This window comes from Helicobacter sp. 23-1048, from assembly GCF_053654545.1.
Genome location: NZ_JBSIUT010000002.1, coordinates 114,464 through 138,371 on the forward strand (window position 1 = coordinate 114,464; position 23,908 = coordinate 138,371).

A 23,908-nucleotide genomic window follows, 5' to 3' on the forward strand; every position below is an offset into this window, starting at 1 on the left:
TGGCATACAAATGCAAGAATCTTAAATGTATGGCGGATTGATGACTTTTAATAAAGTTATCAAAGTTGCAATATGTTAGGAAAATTCCACAAGTAGCATTAAGGTGGAATTTTTCTAGGGTATTAGCTAGTAAATTAAAGCAAGGATGGGTAATGTCGAAGCAAAACATACTAAAAAATAGACTACGATTAGATTTTACAAAAAGTTCTCAGATTCCAGAAGTGCCAGACCTTTTGTTGCTACAAAGGGATAGCTATAATGATTTTTTAAGCGTAGATTCTAGTAAGGAAAGTGGGATTGAAAAAGTCTTTAAGTCCATTTTTCCTATTCAAGATGCACAGGGGCGCATTACTTTAGAATACGCGGGTTGCGAGTTTGGCAAGCCTCGATATACCACGACTGAAGCGATGGTGCGAGGGATTACTTATGCCATTCCACTTAAGATGAAAATTCGTCTCATCTTTTGGGAAAAAGATGAAAAAACGGGCGATAAACTCGGTGTCAAAGATGTAAAGGAGCAAAGTATTTTTGTGCGTGAGATTCCGCTTATGACTGACCGCACAAGCTTTATTATTAACGGCGTGGAACGCGTAGTGGTAAATCAGCTCCATAGAAGTCCGGGCGTGATTTTTAAAGAAGAGGAGTCAAACACTTCATCAAACAAGCTTATTTATACGGGGCAAATTATCCCAGATAGAGGTGCTTGGCTATATTTTGAGTATGATGCTAAAGATGTGTTGTATGCACGGATTAACAAACGCCGTAAAGTGCCTGTAACTATTGTTTTGCGTGCACTTGGCTACACAAAACAAGATATTTTAAACATTTTTTATCCTAGACTTGCCGTGCGCTTTGAAAAGGCTAAAAGTGGCAAGGGTGGTAAATATCTCATTCCTTTTAGTGTCGATAATATCGGTGCGCGTGCGGAATTTGACATCAAAGATTCTAAGGGTAATTTGATTTTAGCTTCGGGTAAAAGAATTGGTAGCAGAAAACTCAAAGAACTCAAAGAAATCGAAAGCGAAATCGGCTGGATAGAGTATCCTACCGAAAAACTTACCAATAAGTATCTGTGCGAACCTATAAATGACAAAAAAGGCGAGGTGCTTTTTGATACGCTTACTCAGCTTGATGAGGGTAAACTTGAGAAATTAAGCGAGCTAGGTATCAAAGAATTTTATGTCGCTAATGATACAGCTAAGGGATTGGATAATTCTCTTATCAATTCGTTTTTGGCTGATTCAGAGGCTTTGCGACTTTTAAAACAAAGTGAAAAAATTGAAGATGAAAATGAGCTTTCTGCTATTAGAATCTACAAGGTAATGCGTCCGGGCGAGCCTGTAACAAAAGAGGTGGCAAAGTCATTTGTCGGGCAGTTATTCTTCGACCCAGAGCGATATGATTTGACTCGTGTGGGGCGAATGAAAATGAACCATAAACTTGGGTTAAATGTCCCAGATTATGTGACCGTGCTTACTCATAATGACATTATCGCAACGATAAAATATCTAATGAGTGTGCGTAATGGCGAGGGACACATTGATGATAGAGACCATTTGGGTAATCGTAGAATCCGCTCTATCGGTGAGCTTTTAGCAAACGAATTGCATTTAGGTTTGGTTAAAATGCAAAAAGCAATCCGTGATAAACTAAGCTCTCTTAATGGTTCGTATGAGAATCTAATGCCACACGATTTAATCAACTCTAAAATGATTACTTCGACTATTATGGAGTTTTTCACAGGCGGGCAACTTTCTCAGTTTATGGACCAAACAAATCCGCTTAGCGAAATCACGCACAAACGCCGTCTATCAGCACTTGGCGAGGGAGGCTTGGTAAAAGAGCGCGTAGGATTTGAAGCGCGCGATGTGCATCCTACGCATTATGGCAGAATCTGCCCTATCGAAACCCCTGAAGGACAAAATATCGGGCTTATCAATACCCTTTCGACTTTCACACGCGTGAATGATTTAGGATTCGTAGAAGCAGCGTATAAAAAAGTAAAAGATGGCAGGGTGAGCAATGAGATTGTTTATCTCACTGCCGCACAAGAGGAGGGTATCATTATTGCCCCCGCCTCGACAAAGGTAGATAGCAAGGGAAATATATTAGAAGATTTGATTGAAGTAAGAAAAGATGGTGAAATTATTTTGGCAGAAAAGTCCAAAGTGGAATTTATCGATTTAAGCTCGCGTATGCTTGTGGGTGTGGCAGCTTCGCTTATTCCATTTTTAGAGCACGATGATGCGAACCGCGCACTGATGGGTTCAAATATGCAACGCCAAGCTGTCCCATTGCTAAAGCCTGATGCACCAATCGTTGGCACAGGGATTGAGAAGGTTATCGCGCGTGATGCGTGGGAAGCTATCAAGGCAAAACGCGGAGGCGTAGTGGAGAAAGTAGATTCTAAGAGTATTTATATTTTAGGTGAAGATGAGAACAATGTCGCGTATATCGACCACTACTCACTTTGTAAAAATCTGCGAACCAACCAAAATACGGCGTTTTATCAAAAACCTATTGTCAAAAAGGGTGATGTTATAGAATCTGGGCAAGTTATCGCTGATGGTCCTAGTATGGATAATGGCGAATTGGCGTTGGGTAAAAATATCCGCGTAGCGTTTATGCCTTGGAATGGATATAATTTTGAGGACGCTATTGTCGTAAGTGAGCGGTTGATTAAAGAAGATGCCTTTACTTCGGTGCATATTTATGAAAAAGAAATTGATGCTAGAGAGCTAAAACACGGCACAGAGGAAATTACCTCAGATATACCGGGTGTGAAAGAAAGTGAAGTCGCTCACCTTGATGAGAGTGGGATTGTCCGCATTGGAACTTATGTCAGTGGCGGTATGATTCTTGTGGGTAAGGTCTCTCCAAAAGGCGAGGTTAAGCCAACACCAGAGGAACGATTGCTTCGCGCGATTTTTGGCGAAAAGGCTGGGCATGTGGTCAATAAATCGCTTTATTGTCCGCCGTCTTTGGAGGGTATCGTTGTTGATGTGAAAATATTCACAAAGAAAGGCTACGAAAAGGATTTGCGCGCTATTAGTGCATTTGAGCAGGAAAAGTCCGCCCTTGATATTGAACACCACGACCGCCTTACAATGCTTAACCAAGAGGAAATGATTAGAATCTCGCGACTTCTTTCTAAAGAAAAACTTGCTAGCAATGCAGTCATAGGCACTAAGACCTACAAAAAAGGGACAATGGTGCCAGAGAGTGAAATCATAAATATCAATCGTTTTGCGCTTACCACGCTTATAAAAAGCTATCCAAAAGCAATGCAGACACAATATGAGCAAATCAAAGACAATTTCTTAAAGCAGAAAAAATCTTTAGGAGAAGAGCACGAGGAAAAGATTTCTGTGTTAGAAAAAGATGATATTTTGCCAAGTGGCGTGGTTAAGTTAGTAAAAATTTATATCGCCACAAAACGCAAACTTAAAGTGGGCGATAAAATGGCTGGACGACACGGAAATAAAGGTATAGTTTCAAATATTGTGCCACTTGTGGATATGCCTTATACTAAAGATGGTGAACCTATTGACATTATCTTAAATCCGCTTGGTGTGCCAAGTCGTATGAATATCGGGCAGATTTTGGAAGTGCATTTGGGACTTGTGGGGCGCAATTTGGGCTTGCAAATTGAGAATCTCCTCACTTCTCAAAGCAAGACTTGGGTAAAAGACTTGCGTGCAAAAATGCTCGAAATTTCTACACTTATAAATAGCGATAATCCAGCAATTACAGAGTTTATAAAGAATTTAAGCGATGAAGAGCTTGTAGGATATGCTAGAGATTGGAGCAGTGGGATAAAGTTTGCTATCCCTGTGTTTGAGGGTATCGAGCAGGAAAGGTTTAATAAACTTTTTGAACTAGCCAAAATTGATATGGACGGCAAGACTGAACTTTATGACGGCAAGACTGGTGAAAAAATGCTTGAGCGTGTAAATGTGGGCTATATGTATATGTTAAAGCTCCACCACTTGGTCGATGAGAAAGTTCACGCACGAAGCACAGGACCTTACAGCCTTGTAACGCAACAACCTGTTGGTGGTAAGGCACTCTTTGGTGGGCAAAGGTTTGGAGAAATGGAAGTGTGGGCGTTGGAGGCGTATGGTGCAGCACATACGCTAAAAGAAATGCTCACTATCAAATCTGATGATACTGAAGGGCGTAGAGAAGCATATAAGGCAATCACAAGAGGCGAGCTTGTGGGAGAATCTAAGATTCCAGAAACTTTTTATGTTCTTACAAAAGAATTACAATCTCTTGTGCTTGATGTCAAGGTATATAGCAATGAGCTTGATGAAAACGGCGCACCACAGCAATTAGAGATTAAAGAAGATAATCGTCCAAAAGATTTTAATGCCTTTCAGCTCGTGCTAGCAAGCCCAGAAGATGTGCGTTCTTGGAGTAGGGGAGAAGTTAAAAAGCCAGAAACAATCAATTATCGCACACTCAAGCCAGAACGCGATGGATTGTTTTGTGCAAAAATATTTGGACCTGTGCGTAATTATGAGTGCCTTTGTGGAAAATACAAAAAAATGCGTTACAAAGGACAAATTTGTGAGAAATGTGGTGTGGAAGTAACAGAAGCAAAAGTGCGCCGTTATCGAATGGGGCATATCGAGTTGGTTGCACCTGTGGCGCATATTTGGTATGTAAGCTCACTGCCTAGCCGTATCGGCACGCTTTTGGGTGTGAAAATGAAAGATTTAGAGCGCGTGTTGTATTATGAGGCTTATATTGTTAAAGAACCCGGTGAGGCGAGCTATGATAATGAGGGCACAAAACCAATTTTAAAGTATGATGTGCTTAATGAGGAGCAATTCCAAAACATTAACCAACGATTTGCCGATAAGGGTTTTGTCGCACAAATGGGTGGTGAAGCCGTGCGAGATTTGCTAGAGCAACTTGATTTAGTGGAGTTGTTGCAAAAATTGCGCGAGGAAGCCAAATCTACCAATTCAGAAGCAAAGAAAAAGACCATAGTGAAGCGTTTGAAAGTGGTTGAAAACTTTATCAATTCTGGCAGACGCCCAGAATGGATGATTTTGACCGTGCTTCCTGTGTTGCCACCAGATTTGCGCCCATTGGTTGCGCTAGATGGTGGGAAGTTTGCAGTAAGTGATGTCAATGACCTTTATCGCCGTGTGATTAACCGCAATCAGCGATTAAAGCGTCTCATTGAGCTTGATTCCCCAGAGATTATTATTCGCAACGAAAAGCGAATGCTCCAAGAAGCCGTTGATGCGCTTTTTGATAATGGACGCAATGCCAATGCTGTAAAGGGCGCAAACAAACGCCCACTCAAATCCCTAAGCGAAATTATCAAAGGGAAACAAGGGCGATTCCGTCAGAATCTACTCGGTAAGCGCGTGGATTTTAGCGGACGAAGTGTGATTGTCGTGGGACCAAATTTGCGAATGGACCAATGTGGATTGCCTAAAAATATGGCATTAGAGCTTTTTAAACCACATTTATTTGCTAAACTTGAGGAAAAGGGCTATGCAACTAATCTCAAGCAGGCCACAAAAATGATAGCGCAAAAAAATAATGAGGTTTGGGAATGTTTGCAAGAAATTGTGGAGGATTATCCTGTGTTGCTTAACCGCGCACCGACACTGCATAAGCAATCAATCCAAGCGTTCCACCCAACGCTTATCAATGGCAAGGCGATTCAGCTTCACCCATTAGTGTGCTCTGCATTTAACGCTGACTTTGATGGCGACCAAATGGCTGTGCATATCCCACTTAGCCAAGAGGCGATTGCTGAGTGCAAAGTGCTAATGCTAAGCTCAATGAATATCTTGCTCCCAGCAAGCGGTAAGGCTGTGGCTGTGCCTAGCCAAGATATGGTGCTAGGACTTTATTATCTTTCATTGGAGAAAAAAGGCGCAAGAGGCGAGCACAAACTTTTTGGCAATGTTGAAGAAGTGATGATTGCCATTGATATGTTTGAGCTTGATATTAACGCAAAAATTCGCACACTAAAAGAGCGTAGAATTATCGAAACTACTGCTGGTAGAATGATTATTAGCTCAATATTGCCAGACTTTGTGCCACTGAATCTATGGAATAAGATTCTTAAGAAAAAAGATATTGGTGTGTTGATTGATTATGTGTATAAACACGGCGGATTAGAGGTTACAGCGACATTCTTAGATGATTTGAAGAATCTAGGCTTTAGATATGCCACGAAGGCTGGCATTTCTATTTCTGCGGCGGATATTATTATCCCAAGCGATAAGGAATCTAAGATACTCAAAGCCAAAAAAGAAGCCAAACAAGTGCAGTCTGACTTTGACCAAGGCTTGCTCGCAGCCCAAGAGCGATATAATAAAAGTATTGATATTTGGACGGAGACAAGCGAGGCAATGGGTAAAGAGATGATGAAAATTATCCAAGCTGACAAAGATGGGTTTAACTCCATTTATATGATGGCAGATTCTGGAGCGCGTGGTAATGCTGCGCAGATTCGCCAACTTTCTGCAATGCGTGGTCTTATGACAAAGGCAGATGGCACGATTATTGAGACACCTATTACTTCAAACTTTAAAGAAGGTTTAAATGTGTTGGAGTATTTTAACTCTACGCACGGAGCAAGAAAGGGTCTCACTGATACCGCGTTAAAGACTGCTAATGCTGGATATTTGACGCGTAAGCTCATTGATGTGAGTCAAAATGTCAAAGTAACGATTGAGGATTGTGGCACGCACGAGGGTGTAGAGATTTCAGACATTACGGTAGGGAATGAACTTATAGAATCACTCAAAGAGCGCGTGCAAGGTAGAGTGCTCGCGCGGGATATAATTGACCCAATTACCAATGAGATTCTCTTTAGTGAGGGTGCGCTTATTGATGAGGATATGGCTACGCGCATTGAGGAGGCTGGCGTTACAAGAGTAACCATTCGCACCCCTGTAACTTGTAAGGCGCAAAAAGGCGTATGCTCTAAATGCTATGGATTAAATCTTGGAGAATCTAAAATGGCAAATCCCGGCGATGCAGTGGGTGTGTTGGCAGCGCAATCTATCGGTGAGCCCGGCACTCAGCTTACATTGAGGACTTTCCACATTGGTGGGACAGCGAGCAGGGATACAGAGGAGCGACAAATCGAAGTAAGCAAGGAGGGCTTTATCCGTTATTACAACATTAAGACTTTCAAAAACAAAGAAGGCAAGAATGTCGTAGCAAATAGACGCAATGCCGCTATATTGCTCGTAGAGCCAAAGATAAAAGCTCCATTTGATGGCGTGGTGCATATCGAAAATGTCCACGATGAAGTTGTAATTAGCATTGTGGGTGAAAAGAAAAAAGTGCATTATAACTTACGCAAAGATGACATTGCTAAGAAAAATGAGCTAGCAGGGGTAACGGGCAAGGTTGATGGCAAGTTACTTGTCCCTCACGAGAGTGGATATAAAGTGGCTGCTGGTGGCAGTGTGGTCGATGTGATTAAAGATAATTGGAATGTCCCACACAGAATCCCTTATGGAAGTGAGTTAAAAGTCGCTGATAATGACCCGATTGCAAGCACTATCGAGGCAAAGGAAAAGGGCGTAGTGAAATTTTACTTGCTTAATGCTGATACACTAGAGCGCATACATAATGTCAAAAAGGGAATGGTGGTCGATGAAAAGGGAATGTTTGCTGTGATTGCCGATGAGAACGATAGAGAAGCTACAAGGCACTATATTGCGCGCAATTCAAAGATTCTCGTTGATGACAATACAAAGGTAGATTCTAAGACATTGCTTTGTGAGCCTGCATCAAATGAAAAAGTCATCATCGCTGAGTGGGACCCATACAATATTCCGCTTATTGCTGAAGTAGCTGGAAAGGTTGAATATAGAGATATTATTTCAGGGCTTACTGTCAGTGAGCAAGAAGATGAGAACACAGGCTCAAAAAGCCTCGTAGTAAGCGAGTATATCCCCGCACATTTAAAGCCATCAATCGTGGTAATTGAGAAAAATGGTAAAGAGCATATCTATCCATTAGAATCTAAGACTACGATTACGGTGGCTGATGAAGCACAAGTGAGCGTGGCAGAGATTTTAGCAAAAACGCCTAAGGCACTTGCAAAATCAAAGGATATTACAGGTGGTCTGCCTCGCGTTTCAGAGCTTTTTGAAGCGAGACAACCAAAGGTCTCTGCAGTCCTCTCTGAGATTGATGGCTTTGTGAGTTTTGGCAAAGCGGTTCGCGCTAAGGAGAGAATCATCATAACCGCCGAAGATGGTAGAGTAGCGGAATATCTTATTGATAAAAATAAGAAGATTTTGGTGCATACAGGTGAGTTTGTCCACGCGGGTGAGGCTATTACCGATGGCATTACTTCAAGCCACGACATTTTACGCATCGCAGGCGAGAAAGAGTTGCATAAATACATTATTAGCGAAGTGCAGCAAGTCTATCGCAGACAAGGTGTGAATATCGCTGATAAACATATTGAAATTATCGTTTCACAAATGCTAAGACAAGTCAAAGTGATTGATAGTGGCGATACGAAGTTTATCGAGGGTGATTTAGTGAGTAAGCGACACTTTAAAGAGGAAAATGAGAGAATCTTAAAGCTCGGTGGCGAGCCAGCTATCGCTGAGCCTGTGTTGCTCGGTATCACTAGAGCGGCTATTGGAAGTGATTCTGTGATTTCAGCAGCATCGTTCCAAGAAACCACAAAGGTTCTTACAGAAGCAAGTATCGCAGCAAAAACCGATGTGCTTGATGATTTGAAAGAAAATGTCGTGCTAGGGCGAATGATACCTGTGGGCACAGGAATGTATCGAAACAAAAAGTTTCGTTACTCTAAGCAAGAGGAGTAGAATCTATGAGTGGATTCTATAAAATTTAAGAATAAACAAGTGAAAATAAGCTATAATACGCGTTTCACTAAAAGAAAGGAGCAAAATGCCAACCATTAACCAACTTATTAGGAAAGAACGAAAAAAAGTCATCAAAAAGACTAAATCACCTGCATTGGTGAATTGCCCTCAAAGGCGCGGTGTTTGCACGCGTGTTTATACTACCACGCCTAAAAAGCCAAACTCTGCGTTAAGAAAAGTGGCAAAGGTAAAGCTGACTTCAAAATTTGAAGTCATCAGCTATATCCCCGGTGAGGGACATAATCTCCAAGAGCACTCTATCGTGCTTGTGCGCGGCGGTAGGGTGAAAGATTTGCCCGGTGTGAAGTATCACATTATTCGTGGTGCGCTTGATACAGCTGGTGTGGCTAAGCGGACCGTTTCGCGCTCAAAATATGGCGCGAAAAAGGCAAAAGCTGGTGGCGAGCAAAAGTAAATATAAATAAGGAGTGTAAATGAGAAGACGAAGAGCCCCCGTTAGAGAGATTTTAGGCGACCCAATCTACAACAACAAGGTTGTAACCAAGTTTATCAACAAAATGATGTATGAAGGCAAAAAAAGTGTGAGTGAAAAAATCATTTACGCAGCGTTTTCAAAGATTGAAGAAAAAAGTGGCGAAAAGGGCATAGAGGTGTTTGAAAAAGCATTAGAAAAAGTCAAACCCCTTGTAGAGGTGCGCTCTAGGCGTGTGGGTGGTGCGACTTACCAAGTGCCCGTAGAAGTGCGTCCTGCGCGTCAGCAATCACTCTCTATCCGTTGGATTCTTGAGGCTACACGCAAGCGTAATGAGCGCACAATGGTGGAGCGATTAGCAAACGAGCTTATGGACGCTGTGAGTGATAAGGGCGCGGCGTTTAAGAAAAAAGAAGATGTGCATAAAATGGCGGAAGCAAACAAAGCGTTTGCGCATTATCGCTGGTAAGTGTAAGAAAATGTAAGGACAATAAAATGGCGAGAAAAACCCCACTTAATAGAATTAGAAATATCGGTATTGCAGCACATATTGATGCTGGTAAGACAACTACGAGCGAGAGAATCTTGTTTTACACAGGTGTAAGCCACAAAATCGGCGAGGTGCACGATGGTGCTGCGACAATGGACTGGATGGAGCAAGAAAAAGAACGCGGGATTACGATTACTTCTGCGGCGACTACTTGCTTTTGGAAAGATTACCAAATCAATCTTATTGATACTCCGGGACACGTGGATTTTACTATTGAGGTAGAGCGTTCAATGCGTGTGCTTGATGGTGCGATAGCGGTGTTTTGCTCGGTGGGTGGTGTGCAACCTCAAAGCGAAACCGTGTGGCGACAGGCAAACAAATATGGCGTGCCACGAATGGTTTTTGTCAATAAAATGGATAGGACAGGTGCGAATTTTTATAGTGTAGAATCTCAAATCAAAGAGCGACTAAAGGCAAATCCTGTGCCTATCAATATCCCAATCGGTGCAGAGGAAAATTTTAAAGGCGTTGTGGATTTAATCGCTATGAAAGCAATCGTGTGGAATGATGAGTCAATGGGTGCGAAATATGACATTGAGGAGATTCCCGCTGATTTACAGGATAAAGCAAAAGAGTATAGGGAAAAACTTTTAGAATCTGTGGCTGAACAAGATGAAACACTAATGGAAAAATATCTTGGTGGCGAGGAATTGAGCCTTGAGGAGATTAAAAAGGGCATAAAGATTGGTTGCCACAATATGAGTCTTATCCCAATGCTTTGTGGCTCGAGCTTTAAAAATAAGGGCGTGCAAACCTTGCTTGATGCGGTGGTGGATTATCTCCCTGCGCCCACTGAAGTCGCTGAGATTAAGGGTATCACGCCAAAAGATGAAAAGGAAATCAGCGTAGAATCTAGCGATAATGGCGCATTTGCTGGACTTGCGTTTAAGATTATGACTGACCCATTTGTAGGACAGCTCACTTTCGTGCGTGCCTATCGTGGAATGCTAGAATCTGGAAGCTATGTGCTCAACTCCACTAAAGGCAAAAAGGAGCGCGTAGGGCGATTGCTAAAAATGCACTCAAATAAACGCGAGGATATTAAGGAAATTTATGCGGGTGAAATTTGTGCGTTTGTGGGATTAAAGGAAACGCTCACAGGCGATACACTCTGTGATGAAAAAGCCCCTGTAATCTTAGAGCGAATGGAGTTCCCAGAGCCTGTGATTCACATTGCGGTGGAGCCAAAGACTAAAGCCGACCAAGAAAAGATGTCTATTGCGCTTGGTAAGCTCGCTGAGGAAGACCCGAGCTTCCGCGTGAGCACGCAAGAGGAGACAGGGCAGACACTCATCGGCGGTATGGGCGAGCTTCACTTAGAAATTATTGTGGATAGATTGAAGCGAGAGTTTAAAGTCGAAGCAGAAGTCGGACAGCCACAAGTGGCATTTAGAGAGACCATTAGAAGTGCGGTAGAGCAGGAATGCAAATATGCCAAGCAGTCAGGTGGGCGCGGGCAGTATGGGCATGTCTTTATCAAGCTCGAGCCAAAGGAAGCGGGCAGTGGCTATGAATTTGTGAATAACATTAGCGGTGGTGTGATACCCAAAGAATATATCCCAGCGGTAGATAAAGGGATACAAGAAGCGATGCAAAATGGCGTGCTAGCTGGGTATCCTGTCGTGGATTTTAAAGTAACGCTTTATGATGGGAGCTACCACGATGTGGATTCTAGTGAAATGGCGTTTAAAATTGCGGGCTCAATGGCGTTTAAAGACGGTTGTCGCAAGGCAAATGCTGTGCTTCTCGAGCCGATGATGAAAGTCGAAGTCGAGGTGCCAGAGGAGTATATGGGCGATGTGATTGGCGATTTAAATCGCAGGCGCGGGCAAATCAACTCAATGGACGATAGAATGGGCTTAAAGATTGTCAATGCCTTTGTGCCATTAGCAGAGATGTTTGGCTACTCTACGGATTTGCGCTCGGCTACACAGGGGCGTGGGACTTATACTATGGAGTTTGACCATTACGGCGAAGTGCCAAGCAATATCGCCAAAGAAATTATGGAAAAACGCAATGGGTAGAATCATTTAGATTCTAACCCCACTTATTTCACACAAACTTCTTATCTTTATTAAAACTTCAAAAGCTAGAGTGCGCTCAGGTTATCACTATAAATACACACAAAGTGCTATAATGTCATAATCTACATTCCAAAAGGAGTTGGTAATGACAAAACAAGAATCAAATAATTTAAAAGTGCTAGGCTTTGATATAGGCATAGCAAGTATCGGCTGGGCGTTGGTGGAAGATGGTGGCACAAGGGATAGTCGCAAGATTATTGACTGCGGTGTGCGAATCTTTGAATCTGTGGGCGAATCGCACAAAGATAGAGGCGAGAAAAGACGCGCTAGGCGCAATGTCGCTCGGACAAAATCTCGGCTAAATACTATCAAAAGGTATCTTTTTGAGAATTTTGGCAACACGCAAGATTTTAGCGATTTTAATGAATGGCAAAAGGCACTCTTTGCTAAAAAGGAACTACCAAATCCTTATGACTTGCGAATAAAGGCGTTGAGTGAGCAAATAAGCATTGATGAACTCTGCCAAATTATCATTCATATCATCAAACATAGAGCGTATAATGATAGTGGCAAGGAATATGAAGCGGAAAATATCCTAGAAACACAAGATGAAACAATCCAAGAAAATAGTAAAAATGAAAAATCAAACAATAAAGATGAGAAAAAAGATAAAAACGCAGATACAAAAAAGCTAAAATCTGCGATGAAAGAAAACGCAATAAATGCTAAAAATAGCCCAAGCGTTGTTTCATATTTGTATGACAAGCAGTTTGAAAAGGCAATGAAATATGCAGAGCAAAAATACAATGCGCTAAAAGATGAGACAAAGCATTTGATAGAACTCCGTAAAGAACAATGGATAGAAAAAGTCGCACAAAATAGCGTAAAAATGCGAAACAAAGAGCAAGATAAAGTTAAGAAAAATGGTGAAAAAGTCGTTGATAAAAGTGGCAAAGTTAAAACAGAGCCAACTTATTTTAACTCTATCCCTAGAAGTGCGATAAAAGCTGAACTCAAAAAGATTTTAGATACTCAAATTTCAAAATCCAACAACGATTCATTCACCCAAAAGCTAGAAAATCTAAGAATTGTGTTGTTTGCAGAAAATGAAAATGGACTTGGATTTTTGCAAAATCGTCCGCTAAAAAGCTCACAAAATTTGCTTGGCAAATGTAGTATTGATGAGCGAGAGTGTCGGGCAAGTGCTTTTGCTCCTAGCGTGATAGAATTTAACCTGCTTTCAAAGTTAGCAAATCTTTTGACTTATCTTAATGGGCAATATAAAGAGCTAGATTTTGACTATGCAAAGACAAGTGAGAGTGCGATACAAGCATTGCAAGAAAAACAAAAGCTAAATTTTAGCGATATTAGAAGTTGCATTTACCTAAAAAATGAGCAAAATCTCGCACAAGATTACACGATTAACTTGCTAGGATTTAACAAAAAAGAGAAAAAAGCTGACAAAGCACAACCCACAAAGAAAGCCAAAGGTAGCAATAAAATCAACACACAAGAGAAAAACACGATTTTTTATAATCCTAGCAAAAAGCTAGCCCTGCTTGAAATGACTTTTGGCAAAGAAATGCTTTGGAAAAATCAATGCGAGATTGACACACTAGCTGGAATCTTATCGGTAAATAAACGCAAAAAGGACATTTTAAAAGAGTTGGATAAATGTAGCGATATTGATGAGGATTTAAAACAAAAGGCGTTAGATTCGCTTGGAGCTGGGTTTAGCGGGACAAGTGCGTATTGTCTCAATGTCATTTGGGAGTGCTTGGAAAATATGCGTTTAGGAATGAGCGAGTATGAGGCTACGCAGATTTATAAAGCAAATCTTAGTTTGGATAAAGAGTATCAAAAATATATGGAGCAATTTAGTAAATCTACCAAACTCCCCGCCTTTGATGAGACACCAAATGCAAGTTTGAATCGAATCTGTGCTCAAATGCGCCAAATAGCAAATGCCATTTTTGCAAAATATGGCGAGGTGGCAAAGATTCGCATAGAGTTATTGCGCGAAGTGGGGCAGAGTGAGAAGCAAAAGGCTGAAATGATAAAAAATCAAAGAGAAAATGAGAAATTTAATGAAACTGCAAAAAAAATCTGCGAGGAAATCGGGCTAAAAATAAATGGGGATAATATCACAAAAGTCAAACTATGGATTTTGCAAAATGAATATGACATTTATCCAAGCATTCAAAAAGGCTCACAAGATAAATTTAACGCCAAAGAATTTTACGCTGACTACAAAGATAAACCCTCCATTGATGTCTATGATTTTAAGAAAATCACTTTGCAAGATTTGCGCGATGAAAATGCCCTGCAAATCGACCACATTATCCCAAAAAGCAAAGTCCTTGTTGATGAATTTAGCAATAAAGTCTTAACTTTCACAGGCAACAATGCTACCAAAAGTTCGCGCACACCTTATCAGTGGTTTGGCGATGATAAGGCAAAATGGGAAGATTTTAAAACACGCATAGAATCCACACAATTATCAAAAAAGGCAAAATCAAATCTACTCAAACAAGAAATAGATGATGTGAAACCAAGTAGGTGGCTAAGTGATACAAAAACGGCGACCACTTACATTAGAAATTATTTAGAAAAATATGTGAAATTTGCGGATATTCCTAATGATTTGCAAGATAGCGAGGAGAGAGAATCAAAGCAGATTCGGCGAATCGAAGTGGTAAATGGTAGGCTTACTTCTATGCTTAGGCATTATTGGGGTATTGGCAAAAAGGATAGGGGCAATCACTTACACCACGCACAAGATGCGGTGGCAATCGCTTTTTGTAGCAGTGGGATAATCCAAAACTTTGCGAAGTTTTTGCAAATAGAGGAGGATAGATTCAAAAAGAAACTAAGTAGCGAGGAGATAAATGAAATCATCAAGCAAAATGCAAAAGGACGGTGGGTATTTAAGCGTCCTTTTAGTGGCTTTGCCACTGATTTGGCTAAACGAATCTATGGCGATGAAAATAGTGAGGGAATCTTTGTAACTTTTGATAAAAAACATAGGACAAAGGGGAAGTTGCATAATGACAATCCATTAAAAATCAAAGATAACCTTAACAAAGGCGATAAAGAGGAATTAGCCAAACGACTTGCAAACGCACAAAGCGAATTTTTATCGCGCGTAGAGAGAGAAAAAGAAAATCTAGGGCGAATGCTAAGTGGCGAGGAATATGGCAAAATTAAAAGCAAGATAGAGCACCCCATAATAGAGCAATTTTATAGCGAAGTCAAAGAGCGACAAATCAAAAATAATGTGTGGATAGAAATCAAAGGGCATATTTATGAGATTGAGGGAATGACAAGAATTGATATATTTTATCTTAACGATAGATATTACGCTGTGCCTGTGTTTATCACGGATAAAGAGCTATCTCACATTGCAAAGCCTGATAATTGTCAATTAGATGATAAAGACTTTTTGTTTTCGCTTCATATTGGCGATTTGATAGAGTTTGAGTATAGCGATGGGATTAAAAGATATGGGTATTATAGAGGATTTAAGCAAAGTGGCGATGTAACGATTTATCATCATAGCGGATATTTGACACCAAAAGAAAAAGAGGAAAATTTTTGGAATGATGAGCAGGTGAGCAAAGATAAGAAAACAGACGAAAAAGTAATAAAAAAGTTATTCCCGCAAAAAATCTTAAAAATTCATTTATTTAAGTCCATAAAACTCTGCCATATCAATGCGTTAGGCGATAGAAATACACTAAAAGCACTAGACATAAATAAAGGCGATAGGGTGCGAGGCAAAGCCCCATTAAGCAAGACAATGGGCGCAAGAAAGGCTAATAAATGAGCTTTGATGAAGCATTTAAAAGCGTGATTATCGCAAATGACGCAAAGTTACATTTAAAGCAAAATCATTTGCATATCACCCAAAGCGACAATGAGGCGAATCTCTATCTAAAAGATTTAGCTTTCATAATCCTTGAATCTCCACAAATCACGCTTACTTCGGCACTTTTAAGCGCGATAGCAGATTCTAAAATCGTGCTTTTGTCTTGTGATAAATCGCACTTGCCAAATGGTATTTTTATGCCCTTTCTCGCGCATTTCCAAGCCTCCCAAATCGCAAAAGAGCAAATCGCGGTAAAAGAGCAGACAAAGGCGATTTTGTGGCAAAAGATTATCCAAAACAAAATCCGCAATCAAGCCTTTGTCCTATCGCATACAGGACATAAAAAGGTAAGCGATGAGTTGCTAGATATGGCAAAGCAAGTGCGCCTAAATGATAGCGCATTTGCAGAATCTCGCGCCGCTGCGCTGTATTTTAAGACACTTTTTGGCATTGATTTTAGTCGTAATGATTTGTGCTTCACAAATTCCGCGCTGAATTACGGCTATGCGATTGTCCGCGCAGCAATCGTCCGTGCAGTTTGCATAAGCGGACTTCTCTCGTGGTTTGGGATAAGACACGCAAACGCATTCAATCAATTCAACCTCTGCGATGACATTATCGAGCCATTTCGCGCATTTGTGGATATGAGAGTGCTATCGCTAAAAAGTGATAGTGAGTTTTTAGGCAAGGCACATAAACACGCGCTCATTGAGAATCTCCAAAGCGAAGTGCAACTCAGTGGTAAAAAAATGCCTCTCATTCGGGCGATAAATCACTTTGTGCAGAGCTTTAGAAACGCGCTCTTAGAAGGTGGGGAGCTCGCAAATGTTAGCTTTGCGTGATGATAAGTTTATGCGCGTGTTGCTAATGTTTGACATTCCCACAAAGAGCAAAAAAGAGCAGAAATACGCCACAAGATTCCGCAATGAGCTGATAAAACAGGGCTTTTTTATGATGCAATTTAGTGTGTATATGCGAATCTGTAAAGGCATAAGTGCAGCAAAAAGCGCGGTGGAGCGGGTGCGTGGGATACTGCCACCGCTTGGCAATGTCCGCACGCTCATCATCACCGAAAAGCAGTTTGATAATATGCAGATTTTGCTTGGTTCTGCGGGGTTTAATGAGCGCGTGAATGATGATAAAAATCTCGTGCTGTTTGCCTTTGATGAGAAAATAGGGGATTATCGGTATGGGAGTGAAGATTCAAAAGATTTGGCTAAATCTATGGGTGAATCGTGTGAATCTAATGCTGAATCTAGTGCGGATTCAAAGTGCAAATCTAACGCAAATAATAAAAAGCATAAAAAGCCCGTAGAGCAGAGTTTGTTTGAGTTTTGACATAAATGTCTTGCGTAGATTCGTAGATAATGCGTGATTTGTGCGGATTTTAAAGTGTGGTAGAATGCGGGTGGGCGAATGGGATTGACTAGCCCAACGCCCGACTCGCGCTGTGCTTAACCCTGCGGGACGCCCACTTCCCTTATTTTAGCCACTTGTTAAACCCTTATCCTACTAAACTTCTTGTTTTAGGATATTTCACCCTTTGTCAAGTCCTTTTAATCTCTTATTTGTGCTATTTTAACGAAGTCTATTATAGCACAAAAGGATTTAACAAGTGGCTAAAACAAAAATGAACGAGCAAAACGCACACATTGTATTATAGCACAAAAGGATTTAACAAGTGGCTAAAACCTCTACGCAATACGGTTCCTTTAGCGGAGGATTATAGCACAAAAGGATTTAACAAGTGGCTAAAACGCACACTATTATAATAAGTTTTCCATTGTTATTATAGCACAAAAGGATTTAACAAGTGGCTAAAACAATACCTTTTAGCGTGTTTTGTCTATACGAAATTATAGCACAAAAGGATTTAACAAGTGGCTAAAACCGATATCAACTTTGTTGAGAATTTATTTTCATTATAGCACAAAAGGATTTAACAAGTGGCTAAAACACTTCCTAGTGCAATCTCTTTAGGTGGTGAATTATAGCACAAAAGGATTTAACAAGTGGCTAAAACAAACATACGGGAATCACAAAGCGAGTTTTTATTATAGCACAAAAGGATTTAACAAGTGGCTAAAACCCTCTTGCAAATTAAGTGGATTGTGTATGGGGGAGAATGGCGCACACAATGAAATTTTTAATTTCATTGTGTGCGCCTAAAATTTTGCATTTCAAGCAGGAAGTATCTAGCCTACTTTTTCACAGGGATAGGCACGATTTCTGGATATTTTTTATCCCAATTAAAGCTAAAAGTGAATTTGGCAGTCTTATTGACAAGATTCTTTTTAAAAGCCTCGCTAATCTCTACGACATTAGCGTGTATTTCTATATCGTTGTAATGCTCTTGGACGAATTGCTTGAATTCAGGGTATTTGACAATTTCAACAGGGCGATATGCACTTTCGCAATTTTCATCATCAGTCTTTCTTAGTTTGTATTTTATGGTATCAACGACCCCGCCATCAATTTTAATCTCGCTCGCATCAGATTCACTTGTAAATATAGAGAGAGAATACCAAGCAGATTTGTCCGCTGGAGACTTACATTTATATTTCATAGGAGTTTCGATACCTGTTGTGAGGACTTCAAAGTCTTGTTTCGCAGGCTTGCCCTTAAAAAACTTCTTGTAATATGTCTTTGTTATCGTTGGATACTCTATCAACGAAGTTCTTTTGACTTCATTGTATTCTTCAAATATATTATCAACGAAAATAATAGCATAGGGCACAATCTTATCATCTGGTATCTCGTTATATCGAAGAAGTTTCAAAATCTCCATATATTTCGCCTTAAGCCCTCTAAAGCTATTGAGCTTTCGCTTTTCAGCATACACACCCTCAACTTTATCCATATATGGCTGTATATCTTTATCAGCTACATCGTGGAACTTAAAAGAGAATCTATACCAGCACGCCGAGTTTCCCAACTCATCTTCATTCAAAAGTCCTGTAAGCACTTTCACACCCGGGTCGAGAGCTATCGTTTCTTTTCCTTTGTATTCTTTATCGGCGATAGCATTGATATGTGAATACTCCTTATCCACCTGCATACGAGAAGCGATATAGTTCTCTATGAGTTTCACATTCACACATTGCTTCACATCAGCCCCTAATACTGCGCCTAAGGCACACAGCACACCAAACACAAGTTTTTTCATTGTTACTCCTTTTTATAAAATAAAATGTCTTACCACATCGGCGAGTATGTAAAAATTTTAAGATTCTCTTAAACTTAAACACTTTTACGCCAAGTAACGGGCAAACAAAAAACAATTTTTATTCCATAAAAATTTTACTTAATCTAATTTTTTTAGAATCAGGGCAATGATTTTTTCACTTTTATATATATTTTGAGATTTTTTGAGGTGTTTTTGCTAGGATAGGTGTGAGCAAATGTATCGCCTAGTTACGAAGAATCTTTGCAAAAAATCTAAAACACAATACATATTTAGATTTTTTTGTTATTATGTGCTTGCAAAAAATCTAAAACACAATATGAGTTTGGCGATTTTTACATATTTCATAAGCAATTCTTAAAGGAGAATCCAAATGGCGACAAAATCTTTTCTTTTCACAAGCGAGTCCGTAACAGAGGGGCACCCAGACAAAATGGCTGACCAAATCAGCGATGCGGTGCTAGACTACATAATAGCACGGGATAAAAAGGCGCGTGTGGCGTGCGAAACGCTGCTTAGCAATGGCTTTTGCGTGATTGCAGGTGAGCTAAAGACGAGCATTTACGCACCTATGCAAGACATCGCACGCGAGGTGGTGCAAGACATCGGCTACACAGACGCGCTATATGGCTTTGACTACAAGTCCTGTGCGGTGCTAAATGGCATAGGCGAGCAAAGCCCTGATATAAATCAAGGCGTGGATAGGGAAGATGGCGAAATCGGTGCTGGCGACCAAGGGCTTATGTTTGGCTATGCGTGTAGGGAGACGCCCAGCCTTATGCCACTGCCTATTTGGCTCTCACACCGCTTGACAGAGGGTTTGGCAGCAAAGCGCAAGGACGGCACTCTGCCGTTCTTGCGCCCTGATGGCAAATCCCAAGTAACCGTGCGCTATGAAAATGGCGTCCCAAAGGCTATCGATACGATTGTCATCTCCACGCAACATAGCCCAGAGACACAGCAAAGCCACCTAAAAGACGCCGTGATAGAGGAAATCGTCCAAAAAGTCCTGCCACGCGAATATCTAAGCGATAATATCCGCTACTTTGTCAATCCCACAGGCAAATTTGTCATCGGCGGACCGCAAGGCGATGCGGGGCTTACAGGGCGAAAAATCATCGTAGATACTTATGGCGGGAGCTGTCCGCACGGAGGCGGTGCATTTAGCGGTAAAGACCCTAGCAAAGTCGATAGAAGCGCAGCGTATGCGGCGCGCTATGTGGCAAAAAATCTCGTAGCAAGTGGCGTGTGCGATAAAGCAGTGGTGCAACTCGCTTATGCTATCGGCGTGGTAGAGCCTGTATCGATTTTGGTAGATACGCAAGGCACGGGCAAGGTGGAAGATTCTGTGCTGACTGAATGCGTGAAAAATACCTTTCGCCTCACACCAAAAGGAATCATAGAATCGCTTGACTTGCTCCGCCCAATCTATCGCAAAACCGCGGCGTATGGACACTTTGGACGCGAACTAAGCGAATTTAGCTGGGAAAAAACGGATAAAATCGAAGCGATAAGGGATTTTTGTAAGATTAAATAGCGCACTAGGGTAGGGCACAAGCCCTACAAAAATAATGATAAAACTTGTGTTGGGCTTAAGAATCTAAGTTATAAATTTCTAAGTGGCTTTTAAAGATTCTCATATCATTTGTCCCAAAGGCTTGCAATAGTTTGTTTGCAAGGAATTTCGCTCTGTCTTCGTAGAGATAAATTTTAAACACACCATATTCTTGCCTGCCACTGACTTGTTCTTGTGGGCTTTGGAGCATTAGTGTAGAGGCGTATTTAGAGGCTTGATGATAGTAGAAGTCATCAAAGCCGTCTTCTAGTAGCATATCCACGATAGAATCTTTTAAATTATCCTTAAAGTAAATTTCTAACATAATTTCCATATCTCACCTCACACGCCAAATTTTTTCACAAAGAATCGGAAAAGCGGAGGCAACATCACTAATGTCAAAAATGATGAGGTAACCAATCCACCTAAAACCACAATCGCTAGTGGCTTTTGCACCTCACTTCCCACACCGCTTGAGAGGAGCATTGGCACAAGTCCAAGCCCAGCAATGCACGCCGTCATAAGCACAGGACGCAATCGCCTCTTTGCTCCAATCACCACAGCTTCATCTACGCTTAACCCTTGCTTGAGTAATTGTAAGAAATATCCCACCATTACCACGCCATTAAGCACGGCGATTCCAAATAGGGCGATAAATCCTACGCTTGCTGGCACAGAAATATATTCCCCTGAAACAAAGAGTGCCACAAGCCCACCTGTAACGGCAAATGGAATATTAAGCAAGATAAGCAATGCCAACGGAATGGACTTAAAAGTGAAAAAGAGGATAAAGAAAATTGCTAAAATGCTCAATGGAATAACGGTTGAGAGACGCTTTGAGGCGCGTTGTTGATTCTCAAATTGCCCGCCATATACGATTGAGTAGCCATCTTGGAGTTGGACTTGCTCGGCAATTTTTTGCTGTGCCTCTTGCACGAATCCACCTAAGTCCCTATCACGCACATTTGAGCGCACGACATTATACCTTTGTGCCCCCTCTCGCTGTATCTGCACTGGACCATCGATTTCTTCAATCTCTGCAATCGAGCTAATTGGGGTTGGTGAGCCGTTAATAGAGCTCATTTCAAGGCTTTTTAACCGCGTAACATCAGTGGCAAGCTCTCTGTCTTGTCTAATGATAACGGGGATTCTCGCGTTGCCTTGTGGGATATACTCTACCATTACGCCCTCTAGTGCGCTTCTCATAAATTTTGCAAATTCATCGCTAGTAATCCCCATATTTGCCATAATAGCGTTATAAGGCGTGATATGGAGGTAATTTATGCCTTGATTGAAAGTTGTAAAAGTTTCTTCTGAGCCATCGATATTTTTAAGTATGTCTAGAATCTGCGCACTTAGTCTATTGAGCTCATCTATCTCATATCCAAAGATTTTAATCGCCAAATCCCCACGCACACCTGTGAGCATTTCAGAGATTCTCATATCGATAGGTTGCATAATCGCTAAATTCATACCCTTAATATCATCAAGCACTTCACGGATTTTATCGATATTTTCTTCCATATTTTTTGATTCCCATTCATCTTGGGGTTTAAAAGATATGAACGCATCGCTTTGATTTGGTCCCGCTGGGTCTAGCCCCACTTCATCTGCGCCAATCCTTGTAACCACACTCTTAATATCAGGCACACGCGAGAGGAGCTCTCTTTGTAGGATTAACATTAGCTTTTTGTTTTCTTCTAATGAGATAGATGGTGGTCCTTCGACATTGATGACTATATCGCCCTCATTTAGTGTAGGCATAAACGCACTCCCTATGAATGGGAATAAACTAAGACTAAGGAACAAAAATGCGATTGCGCTAAAAAATACGGTTTTAAAGCGAGTAAGCGAAAAATGCAAAATGGGGTCATACATTCTATGGAGGAATTGTGTGAGTTTGGTTTCTTTATGTTCGCTTACCTTTAGCACAAACGAGCTAATCACAGGGATAACCGTCATTGAGAGGATTAGACTTCCTAGCAGGGCAAAAACTATCGTTTGTGCTAGTGGGATAAAAAATTTCCCCTCCAAGCCCTCAAGTGTGAGAAGCGGGGTAAAAAATATGATAATGATTAAAATACCACTAAACACAGAGACAGAAATTTCACTACAAGAGCGATAAATAGTGTGGAGTTTGGGTGAATTTTTACTTAAGCTTAGTCGCTCAAAGGCATTTTCTACCACCACCACAGCGGAATCCACCAAGATTCCAATAGCAATGGCAAGCCCTCCTAGGCTCATAAGGTTTGCCGAGATTCCATACTCTTTCATCAGCACAAATGCCACAGAGATACTCAAAGGTAAGATGACACTCACAGCCACCGCTGCACGCACATCGCCGAGGAATAAAAATAGCGTAACGATAATAAGCACAATAGCTTCAGCCAAAACTTTTACGACATTATTTACCGCTTTTTGTGTAAGCTCCGAGCGGTCATAGAATATGCGTAGCTCCACACCCTCTGGTAAATTTGGCTTTAAGGCTTCCATTTTTATTTTAATCTCATCAATCGCATCGCGCGCATTCGCACCTTTAAGCGAGAGCACAAGTCCCTGTGTGGTCTCGCCTACACCATCAATGACTACGAGCCCAAGTCGCGTAAGTGAAGATTCTATAACGCGACAAAAATTTCCAATTTTCACAAAGCCATATTTAGTAACAATGGGGATTTCTCGGATTTGTTCCACACTCAGTGAGGCAGTTTGGATTTTTACTAAAAATGTCTGTCCATCTCTATCCACGCGTCCCGCGCCCTCATTTTTGAGGTTGGCACTTAGAGCGTCTTCGAGATTAGAAATACTCAAACCAAATCGAGCCATATCATCAAAGTCTGGCACTACGGCAATCGCACGCGCATATCCACCAAGCCTATTGACATCAGCCACGCCCTTTGTGTTACGCAACATAGGGCGAATGGTGAAATCTAGGAGCTGTCGCTTCTCTATCTCGCTAATATCCCCCTCAATAGTAAACATAAACATATCGCTTAATGGCGTTACGATAGGGGCAAGCCCGCCACTTACTTCTTTTGGTAAATCAGCCATTGCCATTGTGAGCTTTTCATTTACCATATTACGCGCGAGGTAAATATCCGTCCCGTCATTAAAATCAATGGTAATATCCGCTATGCCGTATTTAGAGAGTGAGCGCAGGTTTTTTTGATTAGGTAATCCAAGTAGCTCTAATTCTAATGGGCGCACTACGCGGTTTTCCACCTCTTCTGGTGCCATACCGGGTGCTTTTAAGATGATTTTTACTTGTGTGGAGGAAATATCTGGGAACGCATCAATAGGAATGGTTACAAAGCTATATGAGCCAAAAAAAAGCAGTGCCAACGCACAAATGACGACCATTAGTCGCTGGCGCAATGAAAATTCTAATATTTTGGTAAGCATT

General features: G+C 41.1%; 11 protein-coding genes and 1 CRISPR repeat array. Of the genes, 8 read left to right on the forward strand and 3 right to left on the reverse strand.

What is annotated here, in order from left to right; genetic code table 11:
• Positions 1 to 152: 152 nt before the first annotated feature.
• The 7 genes from ACWIWK_RS07370 to cas2 all read left to right on the forward strand — a co-directional run bounded on the left by ACWIWK_RS07370 (position 153) and on the right by cas2 (position 17,107).
• Positions 153 to 8,834, forward strand: coding sequence for a DNA-directed RNA polymerase subunit beta/beta' (locus tag ACWIWK_RS07370; RefSeq protein ID WP_454152152.1), 8,682 nt, complete (start codon positions 153 to 155; stop codon positions 8,832 to 8,834).
• An 85-nt stretch (positions 8,835 to 8,919) separates the two neighbouring features.
• Complete coding sequence (rpsL, locus tag ACWIWK_RS07375; RefSeq protein WP_454152153.1) at positions 8,920 to 9,309, forward strand: 30S ribosomal protein S12; 390 nt, start codon at positions 8,920 to 8,922, stop codon at positions 9,307 to 9,309.
• Between the two features lie 19 nt (positions 9,310 to 9,328).
• Positions 9,329 to 9,796 carry a 30S ribosomal protein S7 gene (gene rpsG / locus ACWIWK_RS07380; protein ID WP_454152154.1) on the forward strand — a complete coding sequence of 156 codons (468 nt, stop codon included), beginning with the start codon at positions 9,329 to 9,331 and terminating at the stop codon, positions 9,794 to 9,796.
• Between the two features lie 26 nt (positions 9,797 to 9,822).
• Complete coding sequence (gene fusA, locus ACWIWK_RS07385) at positions 9,823 to 11,901, forward strand: elongation factor G (RefSeq protein ID WP_454152155.1); 2,079 nt, start codon at positions 9,823 to 9,825, stop codon at positions 11,899 to 11,901.
• A gap of 145 nt (positions 11,902 to 12,046) precedes the next feature.
• On the forward strand, positions 12,047 to 15,727 hold the full coding sequence (cas9, locus tag ACWIWK_RS07390; RefSeq protein ID WP_454152156.1) for a type II CRISPR RNA-guided endonuclease Cas9: 3,681 nt from the start codon (positions 12,047 to 12,049) through the stop codon (positions 15,725 to 15,727).
• A complete protein-coding gene (gene cas1 / locus ACWIWK_RS07395) occupies positions 15,724 to 16,611 on the forward strand; it encodes a type II CRISPR-associated endonuclease Cas1 (RefSeq protein WP_454152157.1) in 888 nt (295 codons plus the stop codon). Before cas9 ends, cas1 begins: the two co-directional genes overlap by 4 nt.
• Positions 16,595 to 17,107, forward strand: coding sequence for a CRISPR-associated endonuclease Cas2 (gene cas2 / locus ACWIWK_RS07400; RefSeq protein ID WP_454152158.1), 513 nt, complete (start codon positions 16,595 to 16,597; stop codon positions 17,105 to 17,107). Before cas1 ends, cas2 begins: the two co-directional genes overlap by 17 nt.
• A 252-nt stretch (positions 17,108 to 17,359) precedes the next feature.
• Positions 17,360 to 17,858: a CRISPR direct-repeat array (repeat unit 36 nt; unit sequence ATTATAGCACAAAAGGATTTAACAAGTGGCTAAAAC).
• Between the two features lie 111 nt (positions 17,859 to 17,969).
• Here the strand turns inward: cas2 and ACWIWK_RS07405 are convergent.
• Complete coding sequence (locus ACWIWK_RS07405) at positions 17,970 to 18,935, reverse strand: hypothetical protein (RefSeq protein ID WP_454152159.1); 966 nt, start codon at positions 18,933 to 18,935, stop codon at positions 17,970 to 17,972.
• Between the two features lie 391 nt (positions 18,936 to 19,326).
• On the opposite strand from ACWIWK_RS07405, the gene metK reads away from it, so the two are divergent.
• Complete coding sequence (gene metK / locus ACWIWK_RS07410; RefSeq protein ID WP_454152160.1) at positions 19,327 to 20,490, forward strand: methionine adenosyltransferase; 1,164 nt, start codon at positions 19,327 to 19,329, stop codon at positions 20,488 to 20,490.
• A 55-nt stretch (positions 20,491 to 20,545) separates the two neighbouring features.
• Here metK and ACWIWK_RS07415 read toward each other — a convergent pair whose 3' ends face one another.
• Positions 20,546 to 20,842 carry a DUF3240 family protein gene (locus ACWIWK_RS07415; protein ID WP_454152161.1) on the reverse strand — a complete coding sequence of 99 codons (297 nt, stop codon included), beginning with the start codon at positions 20,840 to 20,842 and terminating at the stop codon, positions 20,546 to 20,548.
• 8 nt (positions 20,843 to 20,850) lie between these two features.
• On the reverse strand, positions 20,851 to 23,907 hold the full coding sequence (locus ACWIWK_RS07420) for an efflux RND transporter permease subunit (protein ID WP_454152162.1): 3,057 nt from the start codon (positions 23,905 to 23,907) through the stop codon (positions 20,851 to 20,853).
• Position 23,908: the final 1 nt, after the last annotated feature.

Bases quoted from the DNA above. Each gene is read 5' to 3' on its own strand.
- cas9 (WP_454152156.1), top strand. From the start codon at position 12,047: ATGACAAAACAAGAATCAAATAATTTAAAAGTGCTAGGCTTTGATATA.
- rpsL (WP_454152153.1), top strand. From the start codon at position 8,920: ATGCCAACCATTAACCAACTTATTAGGAAAGAACGAAAAAAAGTCATC.
- cas1 (WP_454152157.1), top strand. From the start codon at position 15,724: ATGAGCTTTGATGAAGCATTTAAAAGCGTGATTATCGCAAATGACGCA.
- ACWIWK_RS07415 (WP_454152161.1), bottom strand. From the start codon at position 20,842: ATGGAAATTATGTTAGAAATTTACTTTAAGGATAATTTAAAAGATTCT.
- rpsG (WP_454152154.1), top strand. From the start codon at position 9,329: ATGAGAAGACGAAGAGCCCCCGTTAGAGAGATTTTAGGCGACCCAATC.
- ACWIWK_RS07405 (WP_454152159.1), bottom strand. From the start codon at position 18,935: ATGAAAAAACTTGTGTTTGGTGTGCTGTGTGCCTTAGGCGCAGTATTA.
- cas2 (WP_454152158.1), top strand. From the start codon at position 16,595: ATGTTAGCTTTGCGTGATGATAAGTTTATGCGCGTGTTGCTAATGTTT.
- fusA (WP_454152155.1), top strand. From the start codon at position 9,823: ATGGCGAGAAAAACCCCACTTAATAGAATTAGAAATATCGGTATTGCA.
- ACWIWK_RS07370 (WP_454152152.1), top strand. From the start codon at position 153: ATGTCGAAGCAAAACATACTAAAAAATAGACTACGATTAGATTTTACA.
- ACWIWK_RS07420 (WP_454152162.1), bottom strand. From the start codon at position 23,907: ATGCTTACCAAAATATTAGAATTTTCATTGCGCCAGCGACTAATGGTC.
- metK (WP_454152160.1), top strand. From the start codon at position 19,327: ATGGCGACAAAATCTTTTCTTTTCACAAGCGAGTCCGTAACAGAGGGG.